The 23,736-nt window shown below is 67.3% G+C and carries 22 protein-coding genes; 12 read left to right on the forward strand and 10 right to left on the reverse strand.

Annotated features, from left to right (window positions below; translation table 11 throughout):
- The first annotated feature begins 57 nt into the window (after positions 1 to 57).
- A complete protein-coding gene (gene tal, locus J8I35_RS22560; protein ID WP_050018123.1) occupies positions 58 to 1,011 on the forward strand; it encodes a transaldolase in 954 nt (317 codons plus the stop codon).
- A gap of 242 nt (positions 1,012 to 1,253) precedes the next feature.
- A complete protein-coding gene (locus J8I35_RS22565) occupies positions 1,254 to 1,709 on the forward strand; it encodes a VOC family protein (protein WP_209926937.1) in 456 nt (151 codons plus the stop codon).
- Between the two features lie 89 nt (positions 1,710 to 1,798).
- On the opposite strand, the gene J8I35_RS22570 is transcribed toward J8I35_RS22565, so the two are convergent.
- The 3 genes from J8I35_RS22570 to J8I35_RS22580 form a co-directional block, all read right to left on the reverse strand.
- Positions 1,799 to 3,349, reverse strand: a complete 1,551-nt coding sequence (locus J8I35_RS22570; RefSeq protein WP_050018111.1) for a sodium:solute symporter family protein — start codon at positions 3,347 to 3,349, stop codon at positions 1,799 to 1,801.
- Entirely contained in the window at positions 3,346 to 3,588 is a 243-nt protein-coding gene (locus tag J8I35_RS22575; protein ID WP_006490660.1) for a DUF3311 domain-containing protein, read from the reverse strand. Before J8I35_RS22575 ends, J8I35_RS22570 begins: the two co-directional genes overlap by 4 nt.
- Before the next feature lie 199 nt (positions 3,589 to 3,787).
- Positions 3,788 to 4,705 (reverse strand): spermidine synthase, encoded by a 918-nt coding sequence (locus J8I35_RS22580; protein WP_050018112.1) that lies wholly within the window; start codon positions 4,703 to 4,705, stop codon positions 3,788 to 3,790.
- A gap of 389 nt (positions 4,706 to 5,094) precedes the next feature.
- On the opposite strand from J8I35_RS22580, the gene J8I35_RS22585 reads away from it, so the two are divergent.
- Both J8I35_RS22585 and J8I35_RS22590 read left to right on the forward strand, forming a co-directional pair.
- Positions 5,095 to 5,457, forward strand: a complete 363-nt coding sequence (locus tag J8I35_RS22585; RefSeq protein ID WP_209926939.1) for a type II toxin-antitoxin system RelE/ParE family toxin — start codon at positions 5,095 to 5,097, stop codon at positions 5,455 to 5,457.
- A complete protein-coding gene (locus tag J8I35_RS22590) occupies positions 5,454 to 5,777 on the forward strand; it encodes a helix-turn-helix transcriptional regulator (RefSeq protein WP_124554825.1) in 324 nt (107 codons plus the stop codon). The genes J8I35_RS22585 and J8I35_RS22590 overlap by 4 nt, the downstream gene beginning before the upstream one ends.
- Before the next feature lie 64 nt (positions 5,778 to 5,841).
- On the opposite strand, the gene J8I35_RS22595 is transcribed toward J8I35_RS22590, so the two are convergent.
- From J8I35_RS22595 to J8I35_RS22610, 4 genes are all read right to left on the reverse strand, one after another.
- Positions 5,842 to 6,318 carry a DNA-deoxyinosine glycosylase gene (locus J8I35_RS22595; protein ID WP_209926941.1) on the reverse strand — a complete coding sequence of 159 codons (477 nt, stop codon included), beginning with the start codon at positions 6,316 to 6,318 and terminating at the stop codon, positions 5,842 to 5,844.
- Complete coding sequence (locus J8I35_RS22600) at positions 6,318 to 6,914, reverse strand: chorismate lyase (protein WP_175978831.1); 597 nt, start codon at positions 6,912 to 6,914, stop codon at positions 6,318 to 6,320. Before J8I35_RS22600 ends, J8I35_RS22595 begins: the two co-directional genes overlap by 1 nt.
- Before the next feature lie 8 nt (positions 6,915 to 6,922).
- Complete coding sequence (gene htpG, locus J8I35_RS22605; protein ID WP_050018116.1) at positions 6,923 to 8,821, reverse strand: molecular chaperone HtpG; 1,899 nt, start codon at positions 8,819 to 8,821, stop codon at positions 6,923 to 6,925.
- 227 nt (positions 8,822 to 9,048) lie between these two features.
- A complete protein-coding gene (locus J8I35_RS22610) occupies positions 9,049 to 10,509 on the reverse strand; it encodes a PLP-dependent aminotransferase family protein (protein ID WP_050018117.1) in 1,461 nt (486 codons plus the stop codon).
- Positions 10,510 to 10,739: 230 nt separating this feature from the next.
- On the opposite strand from J8I35_RS22610, the gene J8I35_RS22615 reads away from it, so the two are divergent.
- From J8I35_RS22615 to J8I35_RS22645, 7 genes are all read left to right on the forward strand, one after another.
- Positions 10,740 to 11,432 (forward strand): VOC family protein, encoded by a 693-nt coding sequence (locus J8I35_RS22615; protein ID WP_124554821.1) that lies wholly within the window; start codon positions 10,740 to 10,742, stop codon positions 11,430 to 11,432.
- A 47-nt stretch (positions 11,433 to 11,479) separates the two neighbouring features.
- Positions 11,480 to 12,388 carry a DMT family transporter gene (locus J8I35_RS22620; RefSeq protein ID WP_209926948.1) on the forward strand — a complete coding sequence of 303 codons (909 nt, stop codon included), beginning with the start codon at positions 11,480 to 11,482 and terminating at the stop codon, positions 12,386 to 12,388.
- Between the two features lie 165 nt (positions 12,389 to 12,553).
- Positions 12,554 to 13,735: a PLP-dependent aminotransferase family protein gene (locus J8I35_RS22625; protein ID WP_050018120.1), complete on the forward strand. Its 1,182-nt coding sequence runs from the start codon at positions 12,554 to 12,556 to the stop codon at positions 13,733 to 13,735.
- Between the two features lie 45 nt (positions 13,736 to 13,780).
- Positions 13,781 to 14,239 carry a RidA family protein gene (locus tag J8I35_RS22630; RefSeq protein WP_006478174.1) on the forward strand — a complete coding sequence of 153 codons (459 nt, stop codon included), beginning with the start codon at positions 13,781 to 13,783 and terminating at the stop codon, positions 14,237 to 14,239.
- Between the two features lie 13 nt (positions 14,240 to 14,252).
- A complete protein-coding gene (locus J8I35_RS22635; RefSeq protein ID WP_124651413.1) occupies positions 14,253 to 15,137 on the forward strand; it encodes a PhzF family phenazine biosynthesis protein in 885 nt (294 codons plus the stop codon).
- Between the two features lie 216 nt (positions 15,138 to 15,353).
- Complete coding sequence (locus J8I35_RS22640) at positions 15,354 to 17,693, forward strand: EAL domain-containing protein (protein ID WP_050018122.1); 2,340 nt, start codon at positions 15,354 to 15,356, stop codon at positions 17,691 to 17,693.
- A gap of 202 nt (positions 17,694 to 17,895) precedes the next feature.
- The gene (locus tag J8I35_RS22645) at positions 17,896 to 19,101 is read left to right on the forward strand and encodes a chromate transporter (protein WP_050017504.1); all 1,206 of its coding nucleotides are present in this window, start codon (positions 17,896 to 17,898) and stop codon (positions 19,099 to 19,101) included.
- A gap of 45 nt (positions 19,102 to 19,146) precedes the next feature.
- On the opposite strand, the gene J8I35_RS22650 is transcribed toward J8I35_RS22645, so the two are convergent.
- Positions 19,147 to 19,593, reverse strand: a complete 447-nt coding sequence (locus J8I35_RS22650; RefSeq protein WP_050017503.1) for a multidrug/biocide efflux PACE transporter — start codon at positions 19,591 to 19,593, stop codon at positions 19,147 to 19,149.
- 112 nt (positions 19,594 to 19,705) lie between these two features.
- Here J8I35_RS22650 and J8I35_RS22655 point away from each other — a divergent pair, with 112 nt between their 5' ends.
- Positions 19,706 to 20,590, forward strand: coding sequence for a LysR family transcriptional regulator (locus J8I35_RS22655; RefSeq protein WP_209926951.1), 885 nt, complete (start codon positions 19,706 to 19,708; stop codon positions 20,588 to 20,590).
- Positions 20,591 to 20,649: 59 nt separating this feature from the next.
- Here the strand turns inward: J8I35_RS22655 and J8I35_RS22660 are convergent, their stop codons facing one another.
- Both J8I35_RS22660 and parC read right to left on the reverse strand, forming a co-directional pair.
- Positions 20,650 to 21,108, reverse strand: a complete 459-nt coding sequence (locus tag J8I35_RS22660) for a CopD family protein (RefSeq protein WP_050017501.1) — start codon at positions 21,106 to 21,108, stop codon at positions 20,650 to 20,652.
- Between the two features lie 262 nt (positions 21,109 to 21,370).
- Entirely contained in the window at positions 21,371 to 23,692 is a 2,322-nt protein-coding gene (gene parC, locus J8I35_RS22665) for a DNA topoisomerase IV subunit A (RefSeq protein ID WP_124637646.1), read from the reverse strand.
- Between the last annotated feature and the right edge of the window lie 44 nt (positions 23,693 to 23,736).

Here is a 23,736-nt window from a genome sequence, read left to right on the forward strand (position 1 = left end):
GCCGCGCTCGCGCGGCCCGTGAGAACCCGGCGCCCCGCGCTCTTCTTCCGAATCGCCATGACTACCGCACTCGACCAGCTGAAGCAGTACACGACCGTCGTCGCCGACACGGGCGACTTCCAGCAGCTTGCGCAATACAAGCCGCAGGACGCGACCACGAACCCGTCGCTGATCCTGAAGGCCGTCCAGAAGGATGCGTACAAGCCGATCCTCGAGAAAACCGTCCGCGATCATCGCAACGAAAGCACCGATTTCATCATCGACCGCCTGCTGATCGCGTTCGGCACCGAAATCCTGAAACTGATCCCGGGCCGCGTGTCGACCGAGGTCGACGCACGCCTGTCATTCGACACGCAGCGCTCGATCGACAAGGGCCGCGAGCTCATCAAGCTGTACGAAGCGGCCGGCGTCGGGCGCGAGCGCATCCTGATCAAGCTCGCGTCGACGTGGGAAGGAATCCGTGCGGCCGAGGTGCTGCAGAAGGAAGGGATCAAGTGCAACATGACCCTGCTTTTCTCGCTCGTGCAGGCCGCCGCGTGCGCGGAAGCCGGCGCGCAACTGATCTCGCCGTTCGTCGGCCGCATCTACGACTGGTACAAGAAGCAGGCCGGCGCGGAATGGAACGAAGCGCGCGACGGCGGCGCGAACGATCCGGGCGTGCAGTCGGTGCGCCGCATCTACACGTACTACAAGACGTTCGGCTACAAGACCGAAGTGATGGGCGCGAGCTTCCGCACGACGAGCCAGATCACCGAGCTCGCCGGCTGCGACCTGCTGACGATCAGTCCCGATTTGCTGCAGAAGCTGCAGGAGAGCAACGACACGGTCGCACGCAAGCTGTCGCCGGACACGCTGCAGGACAAGCCGGCCGAGCGCGTCGCGATCGACGAGGCATCGTTCCGCTTCCAGCTGAACGACGAAGCGATGGCGACCGAAAAGCTCGCCGAAGGCATCCGTGTGTTCGCCGCCGACGCGGTGAAGCTCGAGAAGCTGATCGACGCGCTGCGCTGAATCGCGCCGCGCGTCAGCGGCTGTCAGCAAGCCTGACGACAGGCGTCAGCCCACGCGCTGAAAACGGCTGCGAATTTCGTGTTCGCAGCCGTTTTATTTTTCATTCCATCGTCAAGCGCGCGCACTACAATCCACGTCACGGGTACGACGGCCGCCTCCCGATGCACCCTTTTCCCCAGTCAGTCTTGCACGACGCCACGCCAGCGCCGACGCGTCGGCATCGCACATTCCAGGAGACAACGATGCAAGTTCAACCGTACCTGACGTTCTACGGTCGTGCCGACGAAGCCCTTCATTTCTACGAAAAGGCGCTCGGTGCGAAGACGATGTTCAAGATGCACTTCAAGGACGCGCCGCCGAATCCCGATTACCCGATGTCGCCGGAGATGGCCGACAAGGTGATGCACGCGAGCTTCACGATCGGCGAGTCGATGATCATGTGCTCGGACGGGGACTGCAGCCAGCCAGCGGGCGCCGCGCACGCCGGCTATTCGCTGTCGCTGAACCCGACGACGGTCGACGAAGGCCAGAAGCTGTTCAATGCGCTCGCCGACGGCGGCGAAGTGACGATGCCGTTCGGCAAGACGTTCTGGGCGCTTGGCTTCGGGATGGCGAAGGATCGTTTCGGCGTGCACTGGATGGTCAACGTCGAGGATCTGTCGCAGCGCGAGGAACTCGCGAAACGCGCGCAGGGCTGACGCAAGAACGAACGCCCGCCACCTTGCGGTGGCGGGCGTTTTCGTTGCTGCGCGACGCGTGCGCGGCACACGGCCGCGCACCGCCCGTATCAGCCCTCGACGACGTCGAGATAATCCTCCGGCCGCGTGCGATCCTCCGCATGCGTCATCCCCATCACGCGCACCAGCACGCTCACCGCCACCGACACCACCAGGTTCACGATCAGCGACCACACGGCCGCGTAGCCGGGAATCGCGAGGCCGAACAGGTGGATCGTGAAGATCGAGCTCGCCAGCTTCAGCGAGACCGCCATCCACGTGCCGCACACGATGCCGGCCGCCCAGCCGGCCAGCAGGCCGCGATGGTCGAGCACGCGCGTGTACAGGCCGAGCACGATCGCGGGCAGCGTCTGGATGATCCAGATCCCGCCGAGCAGTTGCAGCTGGATCGCGTAGGTCAGCGGCAGTCCGAGGATGAACGCCACCGCGCCGACTTTCACGATCAGCGATACGAGCTTCGCGACGTGCGTTTCCTGGTCGTGCGACATGTTGCGGTTCACGAACTCGCGATGGATGTTGCGCGTGTACAGGTTCGCGGCCGCGATCGACATGATCGCCGCCGGCACCAGTGCGCCGATGCCGATCGCCGCGAACGCGACGCCGACGAACCACGACGGGAAGTACTCGAGGAACAGCGCGGGCACCGCGAAGTTCGGGCCGAACGCCTTGAAGTACGGCGCGTACTGCGGCATGTCCTTCACGCCGGAGGCGAGCGCCATGTAGCCGAGCAGCGCGAGCAGGCCGAGCACGAACGAGTACGCGGGCAGCATCGCCATGTTGCGGCGGATCGAGTTGCCCGACGACGACGACAGGATCGCCGTGACCGAGTGCGGATACAGGAACAGCGCGAGCGCCGAGCCGATCGCGAGCGTCGCGTACGCGCTGTAGCCGTTCAGGCTCATCGCGTCGGGCGCCTTCAGCAGCAGCTTCGCGGGCGGCACCGCGGAGAAGATGTGCCCGAAACCGCCGAGCTTCGCGGGGATCACGATCACCGCGGCGGCGATCGTGACGTAGATCAGCACGTCCTTCACGATCGCGATCATCGCGGGCGCACGCAGCCCCGACGTGTACGTGTAGGCAGCGAGGATCGCGAACGCAATGATCAGCGGCAGGTCGCCGACGAAGCCGGTCGTGTCGAAGCCAAGCGCGCCGATCACCACCTCGATGCCGACGAGCTGCAGCGCGATGTATGGCATCGTCGCCAGGATGCCCGTCACCGCGATCGCCAGCGCGAGCATCCGGCTGCCGTAGCGCGCATTGACGAAATCGGCGGCCGTCACGTAGCCGTGCCGCTTCGCGATGCTCCACAGCTTCGGGAACACGACGAACGCGAACGGATAGATCAGGATCGTGTACGGCAGCGCGAAGAAGCCCATCGCGCCGGCGCCGAACACGAGCGCGGGCACCGCGACGAACGTGTAGGCCGTGTAGAGATCGCCGCCGAGCAGGAACCACGTGACGATCGTGCCGAAGCGGCGTCCGCCAAGGCCCCATTCGTCGAGATGGGCAAGATCGCCGCGCCGCCAGTTCGCGGCCAGGAAACCGATGATCGTGACGCCGATGAACAGCAGGACGAAGACGAAGGTCGCGCCGAGATTCATTGCGCACCTCCCTGCGTGCCGCTCGCCTTCCATGCGTTCTTGGTCTTGAAATACACGAACGCGGTGATCACCGCGCTGATGAAGACCCACAGCAACTGGTACCAGTAGAAAAACGGAAAACCGAGCCATTGCGGTTCGATCTTGCTGTACGACGGTACCCAGACCATCGCGATCAGCGGCAGTACCAGCAGCCAGAGCCAGCGCTTGGCGGCCCGGTTGGCGTCGGCATCGTGAGCCATGACGTCTCCTCTTCTATCCCGGTTATCGATCTTGTTGAGCGGGTACGGCGCCGAGAGGAGCGGCAAAACGGGTAGGCTGCGGCTCCCCTGGCTTCGCGCCAGTATAGGAGCCGCGAGCACGCGGTCAAGCAGGGGCGAACCCGAGGTGATCCGCCCCTTGTCGTGCGGTTGCACCGGCCTGTCGCCGGTGCCTGCGACGTCAGATCGCGAACGCGGCGTCGCGTGCGCCGGTCGTGGCTTTCAAAGCTTTCACCCACTTGCGCGCGGGCAGCTTCAGCGTGTCCTCGATCAGCTTCGCGCGGGCTTCCAGTTGCGCGAACGGCACGTCGAGCGCGGGGCCCGAGAACGCGATCGCGATCCGGTTGCCGTCGTGCACTTCGGGCAGCGCGATCACGCGGTGATCGAACGCCGCGTTCAGGTGCTTCATGTTGCGCACGAAGCTCGGATGATCGCCGAACAGGTTGATCGTCGCGATGCCGGCGTCGGCGAGGCAGCCGCGCACCGCGCGATAGAACGCGACGCTGTCGAGCACGGGGCCGCGCGCGGTCGCGTCGTACAGGTCGATCTGGATCGCGCCGGTCGTGCCGCGGTTGGCCGGGTCGTTGACGAAATCCCATGCGTCGGCTTCGTGTACGACGAGGCGCGCGTCGTCGGGCGGCAGCGCGAACATCGTGCGCGCGGCGACGATCACGGCCGGGTTCAGCTCGACGGCCTCGACCTTCGCGTGCGGCAGGAAACGGTGCGAGAACTTGGTCAGCGCGCCGGTGCCGAGCCCGAGCTGGACGATCCGCCCGGGCGTTTCCAGGAACAGCAGCCACGCCATCATCTGCTGCGCGTATTCGAGCTCGATATGCAGCGGCTTCGAGATCCGCATCGCGCCCTGCACCCACTCGGTGCCGAAGTGCAGGAAGCGCACGCCGCCTTCTTCGGAGAACGTCACGGGCGCGAAGCGCGGCTTGCGCGGCGCTTCGAGCACCGGCACGTCGTCGTGTTCGTCGATGTCCGGGCGGCGCTTCACGCGCGGCGGCTGGAGTTTTTCCGAGCCGTTGTACGCGGACGGCTTGCGTTGCTTGAACGCGCGCGCCTCGGCGGACGCACGCTTGATCAGTCGGGTCATGTTGGTTGAATCTCGCTGGGTGATGCTGGATGAGCGGACGAGAGGATAGCATTGGTGGAGGGCGGAGGCCGCCGGCGGCCAGCGCGGTCGACCGCCCATGCGGTCGCGGTTCGTCGCCGACGCCCCTCCTTCAGTCATCGATACACGGCGACAGCGCTCTGTCGAACGGCTGAATTGTCTCGACTCTCCACGCGACGCAACAATATGAAGCAACGGTCACCCGGCCGGGCGTTCACATCGCGCTTCCCTTCGGCGGCACCCGACGGCTGAACCGACCGCCCGTCGGTGGGCGCCGCCCGCCTGCCCCGCTCCTCACACCGCATTCGAACGGCCGCACCGACTTCCTCCGTGGCCCTTGAAATTATACCCAAATAGGGATAAATTGATCGATGGATCCATACATCAAACCGCTGTACTGGCTCGGCTCGGCGCGCAAGGATTTGATGGCGATGCCCGAAGCCGTGCAGGACACGTTCGGCTATGCGCTGTATCTGGCGCAGACGGGACGCAAGCACGATCACGCCAAGCTCTTGAAGGGATTCGGATCGGCGGGCGTGCTGGAGATCGTGGAATCGGAAGACAACGGCGCGTACCGCGCGGTCTACACGGTGAAGTTTGGAAACAGCGTCTACGTGCTGCACGGTTTCCACAAGAAATCGTCGAGCGGCATCGCGACACCCAGGCCGGACAGCGACCTCGTCCGCGAACGTCTGAAAGCGGCCGAAGCCCACGCAACAGGAGAAAAGCGATGATCGAAATCGAACAGGGAAGCGGGAACGTCTACGCTGATCTGGGCATGCGCGATGCCGACGAAATGCGGGTGAAAGCGCAACTCGCCGCGAAGATCGCGGAAATCATCAAGGCGCGCAAATGGACGCAGCAGCACGCGGCGCGATTGCTCGGCATTCCTCAGCCGAAGCTGTCGAACATGCTGCGCGGACAGTTCCGCGGCGTGAGCGAAACGAAGATGCTCGAATGTCTGGCGAAGCTCGGACGCGACGTGCAGATTGTCGTCGGGCCCGACCGTCGGTCGGAAGCCGAAGGACACATCGAAGTCGTATTCGCTGCCTGACGACGGCGTCGTTTCGATCGCTCCGATGCGCTGGCCGCCCCTGCTGCCGGCAGCGCCCGGTCGATCAAAGTACGATTCGGCGCCAGTATTCGAGCTTCTGCTCGAACGACAACATCGCATTCGCCGGGCTCGACGAAGGCAACACGAGGGTTTCATAACCCGCCGCGCCGATCACATCGGCAAACCGCCCTGCCGTCTTGCCGTTGAAGCACACGCGCTTGAGCAACGGCGCATGCTCGCGCAACGAATCGAAGTCGTTCGGCTTCGCGTTCCTGATGGCGGAATCGAGACTGCCCTGGCGATGGCATGCATCGAGGACGTCCCAGATGCCGATGCCGTGCGACAGCACGCGCTCGAGCCGCGCGTCATACGCGAGCTCATGCAGCCCCGGCTCGCCGAGCACCGCACCCAACAATCGCCAGAACTGGTTGCGCGGATGCGCGTAGTACTGCGCGGCGTCGAGCGACGCCTCGCCCGGAAAGCTGCCGAGGATCATCGTGTGCGTATCCGGCGCGACGACCGGCGGAAAACCTTGCAGCATCACACGTCTCCGTGCGACCCGACCGATCGCGGCCCGTCGCCGTGCGCGGCGAGATGGCGCCACAGCGTCGGCAGCATGCACTCGGTGACCATCAGCGGCTTGCCGTGCCGCTGGAACACCGAGCGCCGCGCGGCAAACGCATGCGGCGCGCGCGCGCCCTGCAACGCATGGCTCGCGAGCGCATACAGCGGATGACCGGCGATCACGCGCCGGCTCACGAGCGCCGAGCGCTCGACCTGCGGATCGCTGTACAGCAGCTCCGCGAGCGGCCGCGTGCGCAGCCGCCGCATCGCCTGCCACACGCCCTTGCTGGCCGCGAGCGGCGCGATGCTGTGCGCGGCGACGTACGGCGTGCCGTCGACCGACAGGATCACCTCGCGCACCCACATCGGCGCGCGCGGCGAGCTGGCTAGCGCGTCGGGCTCGTCGAACCACGGCGCGTCGACGGCCTCGCGCGTCACGCGCACGGTCACGCGGCCGAGCCGCGCGAGGTGCGCGGTCAGCGATCCGCCGCGCGTCAGCCAGTCGCGCTGGTCGAGCGTGCAGCCAGGCCGCGGCGTCTCGCGCCAGCCGGCCTGTGCGCCGTCGAATCGCATGCGCGCGTTCACGCGGCCCGCGACAGCAGCAGCGCGTTGGTCCGCTTCACGAAGCTCGCCGGATCGTCGAGCATGCCGCCTTCGGCCAACAGCGCCTGATCGAACAGCAGATGGCACCAGTCGCCGAAATCGGCGCTGTCGGCGTTCAGCTGCTTCACGAGCGCGTGCTCCGGGTTGATCTCGAGGATCGGCTGCATCGCCGGTGCGTTCTGGCCGGCCGCCTTCAGCATCCGCTGCAGGTAGCCGCTCATGTCGTTGTCGTCCGCGACGAGACACGACGGCGAATCGGTCAGGCGGAACGTGACGCGCACTTCCTTCACCTTGTCGCCGAGCGCTTCCTTCATCTTCTCGACGACCGGCTTGATCGCCTCGCCGGCCTGCTCCTGCGCCTTCTTCTCCTCGTCGTTCAGTTCGCCGAGATCGAGATCGCCGCGCGCCACGCTCGCGAGCGGCTTGCCGTCGAATTCGTGCAGGAACGACAGCATCCATTCGTCGACGCGGTCGGTCAGCAGCAGCACCTCGACGCCCTTCTTGCGGAACACTTCGAGATGCGGGCTGTTCTTCGCGGCCTGCCACGTATCGGCGGTCACGTAGTAGATCTTGCTCTGCTCAGGCTTCATGCGCGACACGTAGTCGGCGAGCGACACGTCCTGCGCGTCGGTGTCGCCGTGCGTCGACGCGAAGCGCAGCAGCTTCGCGATGCGCTCGCGGTTCGCGTGATCCTCGCCCAGGCCTTCCTTCAGCACCTGGCCGAACGCGCCCCAGAACGTCTTGTACTTCTCCTTGCCGACATCGTCTTCCGCGTTCGCGAGCTCCTCGAGCATCGACAGCGCACGCTTGGTCACGCCTTCGCGGATCGCCTTCACGTCGCGGCTTTCCTGCAGAATCTCGCGCGACACGTTCAGCGGCAGGTCGGCCGAATCGACGACGCCCTTCACGAAGCGCAGGTACTGCGGCAGCAGCTGCTCGGCGTCGTCCATGATGAACACGCGCTTCACGTACAGCTTCAGGCCGCCGCGATAGTCGCGGTTCCACAGGTCGAACGGCGCGTGCGCCGGCACGAACAGCAGCTGCGTGTATTCGCTGCGACCCTCGACGCGGTTATGCGTCCACGTGAGCGGATCCTGGTGATCGTGCGCGATGTGCTGGTAGAACTGCGTGTACTGCTCGTCGGTGACGTCGCTCTTCGAGCGCGTCCACAGCGCGCTCGCCTGGTTGACGGTCTCGTCCTCGTCCTTCAGGACCATCTCGCCCTTTTCCTGATCCCACTCTTCCTTGCGCATCAGGATCGGCAGCGCGATGTGGTCGGAGTACTTCTGGATGATCGACTTCAGGCGATGCGACGACAGCAGCTCGTCCTCGCCTTCGCGCAGGTGCAGCGTGATCGTCGTGCCGCGCTGCGCGCGCTCGATCGCGTCGATCGTGAAATCGCCCTCGCCCGCGCTTTCCCAGCGCACGGCTTCATTCGCCGGCAGGCCCGCGCGGCGCGTTTCGACAGTGATCTTGTCGGCGACGATGAAGCCCGAGTAGAAGCCGACGCCGAACTGGCCGATCAGCGCCGCGTCCTTCTGCTGGTCGCCCGACAGCTTCGTGAAGAATTCCTTGGTGCCCGAACGCGCGATCGTGCCGAGGTTCGCGATCGCCTCGTCGCGGCTCATCCCGATGCCGTTGTCGTCGATCGTGATCGTGCGCGCGGTCTTGTCGAAGCCGATGCGGATGCGCAGGTTCGGATCGTTCTCGTACAGCGCGCTGTCCGCGAGCCCTTCGAAACGCAGCTTGTCGGCCGCGTCGGACGCATTCGACACCAGTTCGCGCAGGAAGATTTCCTTGTTGCTGTAGAGCGAATGGATCATCAGGTGGAGGAGTTGCTTGACCTCTGCCTGAAAGCTCATCGTTTCGTGTGCCATGGATGCTGTTTCCTCTTACTTGAACTGGAAAGGGGGGACGCCGGCGCCCGGCGCGCGATGCCGGCGGACCCATGAAGGACGGCCCGTCTGGGACGGCCCGGTTGGGACGACCGCCTGGGACGGCCCGGTTGGGACGGCCCGGTTGGGACGACCGCCTGGCGCCAGCGGTTTGCGCGCGTATCTGGGGACGGCGCCGGGCATTTCAAGAGCCGGCCGGCCGCGCCGCGTCACGACGCGCGCCGCACCGCCGAATCGATATAACGCGCCAGCAGCCCCGGCAGCGCCGGATCGCCGCAATTCGCGACGTTGAAGCGCATCCACGTGGACGGCGATTGCTGCGGCGAGAACAGGCTGCCCGGCGTCAGCAGGAAGCCGGCTTCGTGCGCGACCGCCGCGAGCGCGTCCGAATCGACGCCCGTGTCGGCCCACAGGAACATCCCGGCCGCCGGCATCGTGAAGAGCCCGAGCCCCGTGCGCTCGAGCATCCGCGCGGTCTTGTCGCGCACGCCGTCGAGCCGCGCGCGCAGCCGCTCGACGTGGCGCCGGTAATGCCCTTCGGTCAGGATCTTGTACAGCACGCGCTCGTTGAGCTCGGGCGTCGTCATCCCGACCAGCATCTTCTGGTCGGTGACCGCCTTCGCGATCTCCGGCGCGCAGGCCACGTAGCCGACCCGCAGGTTCGCCGCGAGCGTCTTCGAATAGCTGCCGAGATAGATCACGCGCTTCAACTGGTCGAGGCTCGCCAAGCGCGTGGCCGGGTAGCTCGGCGGGCACAGGTCGCCGTACACGTCGTCCTCGACGACGAGGAAATCGTAGGCCTCCGCGAGCTTCAGGATCCGGAACGCCTGCGCGGCCGACAGCGACGTGCCGGTCGGGTTCTGCAGCACCGAGTTGATCACGAGCATCTTCGGCCGCCACATCTGCACCAGGGTTTCGAGCGCGTCGAGGTCGGGGCCGTCGGGCGTATACGGCATCCCGACGAGTTGCGCGCCCTGCGCCGCGAAACGGCCGAACATCTGGAACCACGCGGGATCGCCGACGATCACCGCATCGCCCGGCCGCATGTAGATCCGCGAGATCAGGTCGATCGCCTGCGTGATGCCGGAAACCAGCACGATCTGTTCGGGCTTCGCGCCGATCTCGACTTCGGCGAGGCGCGTCTGCAGTTGCTGGCGCAGCGGCAGGAAGCCCTGCGCGGTGCCGAAGCCGAGCATCTGCGCGCCCGACTGGCGCCCGAGCGCGCGCAGCGCGCCGGTGATCAGCTCGCCGTCGAGCCAGCGGCCCGGCAGGTAGCCGAGGCCCGGGCCCTTCTCCGGGCTGACGGTGTGCAGCATGTTGCGCAGCAGCCAGACGACGTCGATCGTGTTGTGCACGGGCGCGGCCTCGGCCGTGCGCGCGACGCCGTCGGCCGGCTGCGGGCCGGCGCCCGTGCGCTCGCGCACGTAGAAGCCGGAGCCGCGCCGCGAGTCGAGGTAGCCCTGCGCGACGAGGCGCTCGTAGGCCTCGACGACGGTGAAGCGCGACACGCTCTTGTCGAGCGCGAGCTTGCGGATCGACGGCATGCGCATGCCGGGACGGAACACGCGCTCGTCGATACGCCGCCGCGCCCACTGGACCAGCTGGTCGACGAGCGTGAGCGTGGCCGTGTCGTGCGGCGCGGGAATCTGGGCGAGTGGGACGGTGGACATGGGCGGCAGCTCCAACTGTACCGAAGGCTATCGCGCCGATTGTACCGTTACTGTGCCGGTAGCGACGATTACAGTTGACCGGAATGGCGATCGTGCGGCCGCCGGTCCGACCCAGCCACACGTGGCGCTGCGCCCGCCGGCCCGCGTCGCGGCCGGTGCGCCGGCTGGTCCGGCCCCCGTCCGGCCCGTCGCCCGCCTACCATGAAACTTTCGCTTCCCGACCGACGCTCATGCCAGCCCGCTCCCTGACACTCGACCATCTCGTGATCGCCGCGCGCACCCTCGACGAAGGCGTGCGCCATGTCGCCGACGCGCTCGGCATCGAACCGGCCGGCGGCGGCCGCCACCCGCTGATGCGGACCCACAATGCGCTGTTCGGCGCGTGGGGCGGGCTCTACCTCGAAGTGATCGCGATCGACCCCGACACGCCCGCGCCGGGCGACGAGGCGAAGCCGCCGCGCGCGCGGCTGTTCGGGCTCGACGACCCGTCGATGCACGCGCGACTCGCGCAAGGCCCGTTTCTCGCGCACTGGGTCGCGCGCGTCGACCGCCCGCGCCAGCTTGTGCTGTGGCAGCGCCAGTACCCGGCCCGCATCGCGCCCGTCGTCGCGATGCGGCGCGGCGACCTGAGCTGGGGCCTCACGGTGCCCGACGACGGCAGCTTCCCCGCGTGGCAAGGCGCGGGCGACGGCCTCGTGCCGTCGCTGATCCAGTGGGACAGCCCGCGCCATCCGGCCGAATCGCTGCCGAACGACGGCGTCGCGCTGAAGGCGCTCAAGGGCGTCCACCCGCATGCGGATACGATCCGCGAGCAGCTCGACTGGCTCGGCGCCGCCCACCTGCTCGACGTCGAATCCACCGACGGCCCACCGGCGCTCGTCGCCGAATTCGACACGCCGCAGGGCGCGCGCACGCTGCGCTGAGCGCCCACCCGATCACAACCACCCTGCAAGACGGAGACACCCACGACATGAATTCGCGCGAAACCCGGGGCATGCTGCTCGGCCTGATCGGCGTGATGATCTTCAGCCTGACGCTGCCGATGACGCGGATCGTCGTCTCCGAACTCAATCCGCTGCTCAACGGGCTCGGCCGCGCGCTCGCCGCCGCCGTGCCGGCCGGCCTGCTGCTGTGGTGGCGCCGCGAGCGGCTGCCGACCCGCGCGCAACTGAAGAGCCTCGCGATCACGTCGGCCGGCGTGATCATCGCGTATCCGGTGTTCTCCGCATGGGCGATGAAATCGGTACCGGCCTCGCACGGCGCGGTGGTCAACGGGCTGCAACCGCTGTTCGTCGCGCTGTATGCGGCGTGGCTGTCGCACGAACGGCCGTCGAAGGCGTTCTGGGCCAGCGCGGTGGCCGGCAGCGCGCTCGTGATCGCGTTCGCGCTGCGCGACGGCGGCGGCACCGTGCAGGCCGGCGACGCGCTGATGCTCGTCGCGGTCGGCATCGGCGCGCTCGGCTATGCGGAAGGCGCGCGCCTCGCGCGCCAGATCGGCGGCTGGCAGGTGATCTGCTGGGCGCTCGTCGTGTCGGCGCCGTTCCTCGTGCTGCCGGTCGGCTGGCTCGCTTGGATGCAGCACGCCGCGCATCCAGGCCCGCTCGCGCTGCGCACGTGGCTCGCGTTCGGCTACGTGACCCTCTTTTCGCAATGCATCGGCTTTTTCGCGTGGTACGCGGGGCTCGCGATGGGCGGCACCGCGCGCGTCGGCCAGGTGCAACTGCTGCAGATCTTCTTCACGATCGCCTTTTCCGCGCTGCTGTTCGGCGAAACGGTCACGTCGTCGACGTGGCTGTTCGCGGCTGCCGTGATCGCGACCGTGGTGCTCGGGCGCCGCTCGGCGGTCGCCACGGCGCCGCGTCCCGCTCGCGCCGGCTGATGAGCTGCGCCATAATGGACGTTTTGCCTGATCGGTTTTGCCTGACTGGCCGTGCTTACCCAGCCGCGAAGGCTTCATCGTGCCCGTACTGCCCACCCGGCAGCGTCGAAGCGATGCGCCCGAACGACCTTTCTTGACTGACCACGATATCCGAACGAGGAGACTATGAATCCGAACGACCTGCATCCGCCGCACTGGCAGCTTTCCGAACGCGCCCGCAAGCTGACGAGCTCCGCGATCCGCGAGATCCTGAAGGTCACGGAACGCCCCGAGGTCATCTCGTTCGCCGGCGGCCTGCCCGCCCCCGCGACGTTCCCGGCGGAACGCATGCGCGCCGCCGCCGACCGCGTGCTGCGCGACGCGCCGGCCGCCGCGCTTCAGTACAGCGCGACCGAAGGCTACCTGCCGCTGCGCGAATGGATCGCCGAGCGCTACAGCGTGCGCGTGTCGCAGGTGCTGATCACGACCGGCTCGCAGCAGGCGCTCGACCTGCTCGGCAAGGCGCTGATCGACCCGGACAGCCCGATCCTCGTCGAAACCCCGACCTACCTCGGCGCGCTGCAATCGTTCTCGCTGTACGAGCCGCGCTACGTGCAGGTGCCCACCGACGAGCAGGGCCTGCTGCCGGAAGGTCTCACCCCCGAACTCACGCAAGGCGCGCGCCTGCTGTACGCGCAGCCGAACTTCCAGAACCCGACCGGCCGCCGCCTGCCCGTCGAGCGCCGCCGCGCGCTCGCCGCGTTCGCGCAGTCGAGCCCGTTCCCGGTGCTGGAGGACGATCCGTACGGCGCGCTGAACTACCAGGGCGAGCCGCTGCCGACGATGCTGTCGATGGCGCCCGACCACGTCGTGCACCTCGGCACGTTCTCGAAGGTGCTCGCGCCGGGCCTGCGGATCGGCTACATCATCGCGCCCGAGGAACTCCACTTCAAGCTCGTGCAGGCCAAGCAGGCCACCGACCTGCACACGCCGACGCTCACGCAGCGCATCGCGCACGAAGTGATCAAGGACGGCTTCCTCGACGAGCACATCCCGACGATCCGCGAGCTGTACAGCGCGCAGTGCGACGCGATGCTCGGCGCGCTCGCGCGCCACATGCCGGAAGGCGTCACGTGGAACCGCCCGGAAGGCGGGATGTTCATCTGGGTGAACCTGCCCGCGCAGATCGACAGCATGAAGCTGCTCGCCGCGGCCGTCGACAACCACGTCGCCTTCGTGCCGGGCGCGCCGTTCTTCGCGGAGAACGCGCAGCAGAACACGCTGCGCCTGTCGTTCGTGACGGTGCCGCCCGAAAAGATCGAGGAAGGCGTCGCGCGCCTCGGCAAGCTGCTGCGCGAGCGCCTCTGATCCCCCTTTTTTCCCTGTCACGACTCTCTACGAGGAATCGAACGCATGGCTAACGTCTACGACAAACTGAAGTCGCTCGGCATCGAGCTCCCGACCGCCGGCGCACCGGCCGCGGCCTACGTGATGAGCGCGCAAAGCGGCAACACGGTCTACCTGTCGGGCCACATCGCGAAGAAGGACGGCAAGGTCTGGGCCGGCAAGCTCGGCGCCGATCTCCAAACGGAAGACGGCAAGGCGGCCGCGCGCTCGATCGCGATCGACCTGCTCGCCACCCTGCACGCGCACACCGGCGACCTGAACAAGGTCACGCGCATCGTCAAGCTGATGAGCCTCGTCAACTCGACGCTCGACTTCACCGAACAGCACGTCGTGACGAACGGCGCATCGGAGCTGATCGCCGAAGTGTTCGGCGACGCGGGCAAGCATGCGCGCTCGGCATTCGGCGTCGCGCAGATCCCGCTCGGCGCGTGCGTCGAGATCGAGCTGATCGCCGAAGTCGCGTAACGGGCGCCGCGCGATGCCCGGCCGTCTCGTTCGTTTCAAGCAGGTCGACGTGTTCACGTCGGTGCCGTTCAAGGGCAATCCGCTCGCCGTGGTGTTCGACGCCGATTCGCTCGGCGACGACGCGATGCTCGAGATCGCCCGCTGGACGAACCTGTCGGAAACGACGTTTCTCTGCACGCCGACCGATCCGGAAGCCGACTATCGCGTACGGATCTTCACGACGGGCGGCGAACTGCCGTTCGCCGGCCACCCGACGCTCGGCACCGCGCATGCGTTCCTCGAAAGCGGCGCGCGGCCGCGCACGCCGGGCCGGCTGATCCAGCAGTGCGGGGTCGGCCGCGTCGCACTGCGCGAGCAGGCCGACGGCTGGGCGTTCGCCGCGCCGCCGGCACGCGTCACGCCGCTCGACCGTTCGGACTACGCGGTACTGGCCGCCGCGCTGCGCAGCGACGCGCTCGACCTGGACGCCGAGCCGTGCGCGGTGGACAACGGCGCGCCGTGGCTGGTCGTGCGGCTGAAGTCGGCCGACGCGTGCATCGGCCTGTCGCCCGATCCGGCCGCACTGGCGGCGCTGACCCACCGCTACGGCGTGGACGGCCTCGCCGCCTACGCGCCGCATGCCGAAGGCGGCCCCGCGACGTTCGAGATCCGCTGCCTGATGACGGGCGGCAAGTTCGGCATCCCCGGCGAGGACCCCGTCACCGGCAGCGCGAACGCCGCGCTGGCCGGGCTGCTGACGCGGCAGGAACGCCGCCCCGGCCCGTCGTATACGGCCCGCCAGGGCACGGCGATCGGCCGCGACGGCCGCATCTTCGTCAACTACGACGCGGACGGCACGACCTGGATCGGCGGTGACGTCGTCACGGTCGTCGACGGCACGTTCCGGTCGCCCGACTGACATTTCGCGATGTGCGATGGCGCCGGCTCGTCCGGCGCCCCGCGCTTTGCCCAGCTATCGCAAAAACGTTCCAGCCAGTAATATCGGGCCTAATCCGTTGTTTCGGAGGTCTGTCCATGGTTGCGCGTCCCGCGAACGAACAGACGTCGGGACAATCCGAACCATAGTCGGCCATCCAGACGGATGGCGCACGCGAGCAGGACGCCGCCCTCTTCGATGAGCTCCGCCCGGTCCAACCACACGCCGCCGAACCGGCCGCTGCGCGCGCCGCGCAAATCGCGCCGGCGTGCGCTGTTTGCCATCCCGCTGCTCGGGATGCTGGCGCTCGCGCTGCTGTGGGCCGTAATCATCGCGCGGCTGTCCGTTGAAAAGGACAGTGCGTACAAGGAAGCAGCGGCTTCCGCGGCGATCCTGTCGTCCGCGCTCGAACAGCATACGGTCAAGGCGATCCACCAGGTCGACCAGATCACCCGCTTCGTCAAGTTCGAATTCGAGAAGTCGCCGGCGCGCTTCAATCTCGCGAGCGCCGTCGAGAAAGGCGTCGTACCGAGCGACACGCTGATCCAGGTATCGCTCGTCAACGCGAAGGGCATCCTGTTCGCGAACACCGCCGAACTCCATCCGCAGCCGATCAACCTGTCCGACCGCGAGCACTTCAAGGTCCACCTCGCGCACAACGACGACCGCCTCTTCATCAGCAAGCCCGTGCTCGGCCGCGTGTCGAGCCACTGGACGCTGCAGATGACGCGGCGCCTGAACAATCCGGACGGCAGCTTCGCAGGCATCGTCGTGGTGTCGGAAGACCCGAGCTACTTCACGAACGATTTCTACAACAACGCGGCGATCGGCAAGGAAGGCGTGATCGCGGTCGTGTCCGACACGGGCGCGGTGCTCGCGCGACGCACGGGCTCGGTCAGCAATGCGCCGGGCGCGTTTTCGGCGTCGGGCGTCTACCCGATCGCGGAGCGCGTGACGGGCACGATCATCGATCCGATCGACGGCGTGACGCGCATCGTGTCGTACCGCCACCTCGACGGCTACCCGCTCGCGGTGATGGTCGGGCTGTCGCAGACGGAAGAGTTCGCGGACTACACCCACACGCGCAACGTCTACCTGCTGATGACGAGCTTCATCACGCTCGCGATGCTCGCGTTCTTCGGCGTCGCGACGGGCCTGATCGGCAAGCTGCTCGGGCGCGAGCGCGAAATGACGCAGCTCGCCGAATACGACCTGCTCACCGGCCTCGCGAACCGCTATGCGACGCTGCGCGGGCTGCGCAACGACGTGTCGATGCCCGCGAGCCTGTCGCGGCTCGGCCTGCTGTTCATCGATCTCGACAACTTCAAGACCGTCAACGACACGCTCGGCCACAACGCCGGCGACATCGTACTGCAGATGACCGCGTCGCGCCTGGCCGATGCGGTCGGCGACGAAGGCTCGCTCGCGCGCATCGGCGGCGACGAGTTCGTCGTCGTGATGAAGGGCGACGACGTCGAGCGGCGCGCGGTGCGGCTCGCGGAAGCGATCATCCGGATGTTCAGCGAGCCGTTCGACGTACGCGGCAGTTCGTTCGTGCTGCACGCGAGCATCGGCATCGCGCTGCACACCGTCGCGAACGAAAGCGAGATCGACCTGCTGAAAAAGGCCGACCTCGCGATGTACAGCGCGAAGGACGCCGGCAAGAACTGCTACCAGTTCTATGCGCCGCACCTGTCGCACCGCGCCGACCACCTGATGCGCTGGGAACAGCAATTGCGCGTCGCGCTCGCCGAGGGGCAGCTGTTCCTCGCGTATCAGCCGAAGATCGACCTCACGCACCGCACGATCACCGGCTTCGAGGCGCTCGCACGCTGGGATCATCCCGAACACGGCGTGATCTCCGCGAACGAATTCATCTCGATCGCCGAATCGACCGGCCTGATCGTGCCGATCGGCGACTTCGTGATCCGCACCGCATGCGCGCAGATCGCACGCTGGCACGACGAAGGCCACGACACGCTGACGCTTGCGGTCAACATCTCGCCCGTGCAGTTCTGGCGCGGCGACCTGATCGAGACGATCTCGCAGGCGCTGCAGGACACCGGCATCGACGCAAACCGGCTCGAGATCGAGATCACCGAAACCGCGATGATGGAATATCCGGAACTCGTGTCCGAGAAGATCGTCGCGCTGAAAAAGCTCGGCATCCGGATCGCGCTCGACGATTTCGGCACCGGCTATTCGTCGCTGTCGTACCTGCACCGCTTCTCGGTCGACACGCTGAAGGTCGACCGCTCGTTCGTGCAGGCGATTCCGACCGATCGCAGCGTGTGCGTGATGGTGTCGTCGATCGTGCATCTCGCGCGCTCGCTCGGGCTGACCGTCGTCGTCGAGGGCACCGAAACCGAGGAGCAGATCACGTGGCTGTCCGCGCTCGGCGAAATCGAGGCGCAGGGCTTCCTGTTCTCGCGCCCGGTGCCGGCCGATGCGATTCCCGCGCTGATCGCACGCTTCGGCGTGCGCGGCGATCATCCGAACGTCGTCGCGCATCGCGCGACCGGCAGCACGGGCGGCTGAGCCGCACCGCCGCAGCCGCGGCGCGCGTTTGCGCACCGCCGCAATTGTTACGTTTTCCGATCCGTTCGTTTAGTTCATTAACTAGCGTTTTCGCGCATGGTAGTGTCACGATGCGCGGCGGACAATCGGGAGGGCCGACGTGTCGGCGGGCCGTTGCCACGGCCTTACGCGAGAGATCTGGCCCTGCGCCAACCACACAATCATGACAACCGTCGAAGTCGAAGCGACCGCGCGTGTCGAAGAGGCACCGGCATCCCTATGGACCTTGTTCAAGGTCGTCGCCAGCATTTCGGCCGTCTCGTGGGGCGGGCTTTCGATGATGGCGCAGCTCGAACGCCACTACGTGGAGCGGCTGCAGCGCATCGAGCCGCACGTCTTCGGCGATCTCGTCGCGCTCGCGTGGCTCGTGCCGGGCCCCGTCGGCTGCAATGTCGCCGTGCAGGTCGGCCAGACGCTGCATGGCCGTGCCGGCGCATGGATCGCCGGCATTGCCAGCGTGCTGCCGTTCTCGGTCCTGATGACGCTGTTCGCGATCTTCTATCAGACGCCGCTCGTGCGCTCGTTGGCCGCGCCGGTGCTGATCAATCACTTCGGGATGGTGCTCGCCGCGCTGATCGGCGTCACGTGGGTCAAGCAGTTGCGCTCGCTCGCGCGTACGCGGCTCGAACAGGCGATCGCCGCGTTATCGACGATTCTGCTTGCTTTCGCGCATAGTCCGGCCGCTTTCGTCGCGATTCTGTTCGCCGCGTTCGCAGCGGGCTGGCTGACGGGGCCGTCGCAACGCGACACGGTCGATTTCACGCTGTCCAGGCGCGATCGCGGCCTGCTCGTGCTGCTCGGCGTGCTCGTCGTGCTGTTCGCGGTGCCGCTGCCCGGCGATTACCAGGCGGATCTGCTGTGGCCGCGCCTCGCGGGCGCCGGCATGACGCTGTTCGGCGGCGGCTTCTCCGCGCTACCGGTGCTCAAGACGCTGTTCGTGTCGCCGGCGACCGGCATCTCCGATCACGACTTCACGCTGGCGTTCGCGTTGTCGCCGGTCGCGCCGGGGCCGTTGCTGAACGTCGTGCCGTTTCTCGGCTACCTGACCGACGGCTGGGCCGGCGCGCTGCTCGCCACCGCCGCGCTGTTCATTCCGTCCGGGTGCCTCGTCGTGTTCGCGCAGAACCATCTGTTCCGGCTCAAGCGCCATTCGCGCTTCGAGCACGGGATGCGCCTGCTGCGCGCGGCAACGACGGCCTTTCTCGTGGTCGCCGTCGTGAAGATCCTGCATCGAGAACCGGCCGACCCGGTTTACTGGCTGACGGGCGCGTTCGCGACACTGTGCTTCACGCGCTTCAAGGTGCCCGTCTATGCCGTGTACGGCGTGGTCGCCGCCGTGTGCAGCGTGTGGCTGTGGGCCGCGCACTGACGGGCGGCGGCCGTCGCCCTGCTCGCGCTGGCCGGCCTGACTCCGTCAACCGGCCTGCACCGCGACCCGGCGCGCGATCCAGCGGGCGCGCAGCGCGTCGTACGCGAGGTTGAAGCAGAACGTGTAAGGCAGGAAGAACAGCACGATGCCGAGGTCGAGCAGCAGCGCCTCGACGAGGCTCACGTTCAGCCACCACGCGGCAACCGGCACCACCATCGCGACGAGGCCGAGCTCGAACGTCACCGCGTGCGCGATCCGCATGCCGAGCGTGCGCGACCACCCGGCCCGCCGCTCGAAGCGGTCGAACAGCGTGTTGAAGGTCATGTTCCACGCCATCGCGATCAACGACACCATCACCGTCAGCACGCCGACGTGCGACACCGGCATGTCGAGCAGCCACGCGCCGATCGGCGCGCACAGCGCGATCGCCACCAGTTCGAACGTCAGCGCGTGCAGCAGGCGTTCCGTCACCGTTTTATTCGTCTGTTTCATGATGCTCTCCGATGCATGACTTGATTCATGCTGGCCATTCTGATCGGCACAACCGTGTGAATCCAGTTTGATATCATCGGTTTTACCGATATGAAGTCACCAGGAGCCCTGCATGTACCACGCCCCGGAAGCGCTGCTCGCATTCGCCGAAGCGGCACTGCTCGGCTCGTTTACGGCCGCGGCCCGCAAGCTCGGCAAGCGTCAGTCGACCGTGTCGGAAGCGATCGCGAATCTCGAGATCGATCTCGGCGTGCAGTTGTTCGACCGCTCGACGCGCACGCCGACGCTCACCGATGCCGGCCGCGCGCTGCTGCCGCAGGTGCAGCGCGCGCTCGAGGCCAGCGCGGCGATCGACCGCACGGCCGCCCGGCTCGCGCACGGCGAGGAAGCGCGGCTCACGCTCGTCGTGTCCGATACCTACCAGTCGAAGCGTTACGAGGAAACGTTGATGGCGCTCGAACGGCGCTTTCCGGCGCTCGAGCTCGAATGCCAGATCGCCGAGCACGACGACGTGCTCGACCTGATCCAGCAGGGTCGCGCGCAACTCGGGCTGATGGCCGCGCGCGCGGCCTACCCGGCCGATATCGGCGCGGCGACGGTGGCCGAGGAATCGGAGATCGGGCTGTTCGTCGGCCGCACGCACGCGCTCGCCGAATACGGCGACGCCGAGGTGCCGCACGCGGCGCTGCGCGACGTGCGCGAACTGCGCCTCAATACCTACGTGAAAACGGAAGGTCGCGGCACCGACGACCGGATCGTCGTCGGCACGCAGCACTGGCTGGCGCCGAGCTACCTGATGCTGCTGGAGATGGCCGTACTCGGGTTCGGCTGGGCGGAACTGCCGCGCTGGATGGTCGAGCACTTCGCGCGCGACCGCCTGTGCGAGCTGCGCGCGCGCGGCTGGCCGCGCCGTGTACGGGTGGATGCGGTCTGGTCGCGCAACCGGCCGCTCGGGCCGGCCGGCTCATGGCTGCTCGACGCGATGCTGGCCGCATAGCGGCGCGCGCCGCCGGGCGTGCGGCCGACGGCCGAGGGCGAAGGGCTGACGCCGGCCGGTCAGAAACCGCGCGACAGCACGGCCGCGCCGATCGTGACGACGCCGAGCACGAGGTTCACGACGACCAGCAGCCGCACCGCATTCACCGCGCGGGCACCGTCCGGCCAGTTCTGCGCCTGCACCGCACGGCGAATGCGCGGGAACAGCGCGAAGCGGATGTGCCCGAAGATCAGCATCATCACGACGCCGAGCCCGGCCATTGCATGCAGCGACCACGTCGCGTGCGCGCCGCCGAAGCTCATCAGCAGGAAACCGCCGGACAGCAGGATCACGATCACGGCCCCCGACACCCAGTTGAAGAAGCGGCCGAACACGCCTTCGATCAGCGGCAGCCGCAACTGCGGCGACAGGTCGGACAGCGCGGGGCGCAGGCAGAAGTGCGCGAAGACCATCCCGCCCACCCACACGGCGACGGCCAGCAGGTGAAGAAACAGCGCGACGGCAACGGCGTGGGACATGGGGACGATCCTGTGATGAGTGGGTGCAGCGAACGGCCGCGTCGCACGCGGCATCAAGCGACGTTCGACCCGTCAGCCGCGCGGCGGTTCGGACCCTCGACGCGATTTCACACTATTTTGCAAATTCCGCGTGACAGCGCCACGCTTGCTTACCCGCATTCCTGCGCCGGAAAGAAAAAGCCGCACGCCCGCCGAAGCGGACGTGCGGCCTTCGATCGCGGCCGAACCGGGTGAACCGGACGGTCCGGTCGACCGCGCGGCGTCAGCCCAGCAGCGGACGCAACTCGGTGACGACCTTGAGCTTCGTGTCCGGCGCGCGGCCCTTGCGGGCGCGCTTGCCGATGTGCGGCGCGAGCCCGGCATACGACAGCGTGTCGTCCTGCACCTTGCCGCCGCGGCCGGTGCCGATCAGCACGACGCCGGCCGGATCGATCGCCAGCGCCTGCACGAGCGTTTCCTTGTCGTCGAGCGCCATCAGGATCACGCCGCGCCCGCCGCCGGACAGCGTCTTCATCTCGTCCATCCCGAACACGAGCAAGCGCCCGCCGCTCGACAGACACGCGACCTGCGTCGCGTTCGGCAGCACCGGCATCGGCGCGAGCGGCACCGCGCCCGTATCGATCGTCATGAACGACTTGCCGGCCTTCAGGCGGCTCACCATGTCGCCGACCTTCGCGAGGAAGCCGAAGCCGTTGCTCGACGCGAGCAGCAGTTGCTGGTCGGCCGGCGCCGCGTAGTAGTGCATCAGGTGCGAGCCCGATTCGAGCTCGATCAGCGACGTGACCGGCACGCCGTCGCCGCGCCCGCCCGGCAGCACCGACACGTCGACCGAATACACGCGGCCGCTGCTGCCCCACGCGATCAGGCGATCCGGCGTGCGGCACTGGAACGCCGCGTAGAGATGGTCGCCCGCCTTGAACGTGAAGCCGGCCGGGTCGAGCCCGTGACCCTTCAGCGCGCGCACCCAGCCCTTCTGCGATACGACCACCGTCACCGGCTCGTCGACCACCTTCGCCTCGAACGTCGCGCGCTTTTCCTGCTGGATCAGCGTGCGGCGATCGTCGCCGTACTGCTTCGCGTCGGCCTCGATCTCCTTGATCATCAGCCGCTTCATCGCGCTTTCGTTCGCGAGCAGGTCCTCAAGCTTCGCCTTCTCGTCGCGCAGCGCTTCGAGTTCCTTCTCGATCTTGATCTTCTCGAGCCGCGCGAGCTGGCGCAGCCGGATTTCGAGGATGTCCTCGGCCTGCCGCTCGCTGAGGCCGAACGCGCTCATCAGCGCGGCCTTCGGCTCGTCCGACTCGCGGATGATGCGGATCACGTCGTCGATGTTCAGGAAGACGATCATCCGCCCTTCGAGGATGTGGATGCGGTCGTCGACCTTCGCGAGACGATGGCGACACCGGCGCGTCATCGTCAGCTGGCGGAACTTCACCCATTCGTCGAGGATCGTCAGCAGGCCCTTCTGGCCCGGCCGGCCGTCGGCGCCGATCATCACGAGGTTCAGCGTCGCGTTCGATTCGAGGCTCGTGTACGCGAGCAGCGTGTTCACGAATTCCGTCTGGTCGATCGTGCGCGACTTCGGCTCGAACACGAGCCGCACCGCCGCTTCCTTGCCCGACTCGTCGCGCACCGCGTCGAGCAGGTCGAGCATCGCCTTCTTCGTGTTCAGCTGCTCGGGCGTCAGCGTCTTCTTGCCGAGCTTGAGCTTCGGGTTGGTCAGTTCCTCGATTTCCTCGAGCACCTTCTGGCCCGACGTGCTCGGCGGCAACTCCGTGACGACGAGTTGCCACTGGCCGCGCGCGAGATCCTCGATCTTCCATTTCGCGCGCACCTTCAGGCTGCCGCGGCCCGATTCGTACGCCGCCGCGATTTCGGCGTCGCTCGAGATGATCTGGCCGCCGCCCGGGAAATCCGGGCCGGGGATCAGGTTCATCAGCTCCGCGTGCGTGAGCTTCGGATTGCGGATCAACGCGACCGCCGCGGCCGCGACTTCGCGCAGGTTGTGCGACGGGATTTCGGTGGCGAGGCCGACCGCGATGCCCGACGCGCCGTTCAGCAGCACGAACGGCATGCGGCTCGGCAGCGTCTTCGGCTCCTCGAACGAGCCGTCGTAGTTCGGCATGAAGTCGACCGTGCCCTGGTCGATCTCGTCGAGCAGCAGCTTCGCGATCGGCGTGAGCCGCGCTTCCGTGTAACGCATCGCCGCCGCGCCGTCGCCGTCGCGCGAACCGAAGTTGCCCTGCCCGTCGATCAGCGGGTAGCGCAGCGAGAAATCCTGCGCGAGACGCACGAGCGCGTCGTACGCCGACTGGTCGCCGTGCGGGTGGTATTTACCGAGCACGTCGCCGACCACGCGCGCCGACTTCACCGGCTTCGCGTCGGGGCCGAGGCCCATTTCGTTCATCGCGAACAGGATCCGGCGCTGCACCGGCTTCTGGCCGTCGCACACGTCGGGCAGCGCGCGGCTCTTCACGACGCTGACCGCGTAGCTGAGATACGCCTGCTCCGCGTAGTTGCCGAGCGTCAGCGCGTCGCTCTCGGGCGCGTCGGGGCTGGCAAAGAGATCGGAAGTATTGTCGTCCATCTGAATTCCGTATTCGTAAGTGGCGTGAGGCCGGGCCGGGCGTC

The sequence above is a fragment of the Burkholderia sp. CpTa8-5 genome, assembly GCF_017815045.1.
Lineage (GTDB): Bacteria > Pseudomonadota > Gammaproteobacteria > Burkholderiales > Burkholderiaceae > Burkholderia > Burkholderia sola.

Bases quoted from the DNA above. Each gene is read 5' to 3' on its own strand.
- J8I35_RS22620 (WP_209926948.1), top strand. From the start codon at position 11,480: ATGAATTCGCGCGAAACCCGGGGCATGCTGCTCGGCCTGATCGGCGTG.
- J8I35_RS22610 (WP_050018117.1), bottom strand. From the start codon at position 10,509: ATGTCCACCGTCCCACTCGCCCAGATTCCCGCGCCGCACGACACGGCC.
- J8I35_RS22585 (WP_209926939.1), top strand. From the start codon at position 5,095: ATGGATCCATACATCAAACCGCTGTACTGGCTCGGCTCGGCGCGCAAG.
- J8I35_RS22615 (WP_124554821.1), top strand. From the start codon at position 10,740: ATGCCAGCCCGCTCCCTGACACTCGACCATCTCGTGATCGCCGCGCGC.
- J8I35_RS22565 (WP_209926937.1), top strand. From the start codon at position 1,254: ATGCAAGTTCAACCGTACCTGACGTTCTACGGTCGTGCCGACGAAGCC.
- J8I35_RS22590 (WP_124554825.1), top strand. From the start codon at position 5,454: ATGATCGAAATCGAACAGGGAAGCGGGAACGTCTACGCTGATCTGGGC.
- J8I35_RS22655 (WP_209926951.1), top strand. From the start codon at position 19,706: ATGTACCACGCCCCGGAAGCGCTGCTCGCATTCGCCGAAGCGGCACTG.
- tal (WP_050018123.1), top strand. From the start codon at position 58: ATGACTACCGCACTCGACCAGCTGAAGCAGTACACGACCGTCGTCGCC.
- J8I35_RS22575 (WP_006490660.1), bottom strand. From the start codon at position 3,588: ATGGCTCACGATGCCGACGCCAACCGGGCCGCCAAGCGCTGGCTCTGG.
- J8I35_RS22600 (WP_175978831.1), bottom strand. From the start codon at position 6,914: ATGCGATTCGACGGCGCACAGGCCGGCTGGCGCGAGACGCCGCGGCCT.
- J8I35_RS22650 (WP_050017503.1), bottom strand. From the start codon at position 19,593: ATGAAACAGACGAATAAAACGGTGACGGAACGCCTGCTGCACGCGCTG.
- J8I35_RS22595 (WP_209926941.1), bottom strand. From the start codon at position 6,318: ATGCTGCAAGGTTTTCCGCCGGTCGTCGCGCCGGATACGCACACGATG.
- htpG (WP_050018116.1), bottom strand. From the start codon at position 8,821: ATGGCACACGAAACGATGAGCTTTCAGGCAGAGGTCAAGCAACTCCTC.
- J8I35_RS22630 (WP_006478174.1), top strand. From the start codon at position 13,781: ATGGCTAACGTCTACGACAAACTGAAGTCGCTCGGCATCGAGCTCCCG.
- J8I35_RS22625 (WP_050018120.1), top strand. From the start codon at position 12,554: ATGAATCCGAACGACCTGCATCCGCCGCACTGGCAGCTTTCCGAACGC.
- J8I35_RS22635 (WP_124651413.1), top strand. From the start codon at position 14,253: ATGCCCGGCCGTCTCGTTCGTTTCAAGCAGGTCGACGTGTTCACGTCG.
- J8I35_RS22580 (WP_050018112.1), bottom strand. From the start codon at position 4,705: ATGACCCGACTGATCAAGCGTGCGTCCGCCGAGGCGCGCGCGTTCAAG.
- J8I35_RS22660 (WP_050017501.1), bottom strand. From the start codon at position 21,108: ATGTCCCACGCCGTTGCCGTCGCGCTGTTTCTTCACCTGCTGGCCGTC.
- J8I35_RS22570 (WP_050018111.1), bottom strand. From the start codon at position 3,349: ATGAATCTCGGCGCGACCTTCGTCTTCGTCCTGCTGTTCATCGGCGTC.
- J8I35_RS22640 (WP_050018122.1), top strand. From the start codon at position 15,354: ATGAGCTCCGCCCGGTCCAACCACACGCCGCCGAACCGGCCGCTGCGC.
- parC (WP_124637646.1), bottom strand. From the start codon at position 23,692: ATGGACGACAATACTTCCGATCTCTTTGCCAGCCCCGACGCGCCCGAG.
- J8I35_RS22645 (WP_050017504.1), top strand. From the start codon at position 17,896: ATGACAACCGTCGAAGTCGAAGCGACCGCGCGTGTCGAAGAGGCACCG.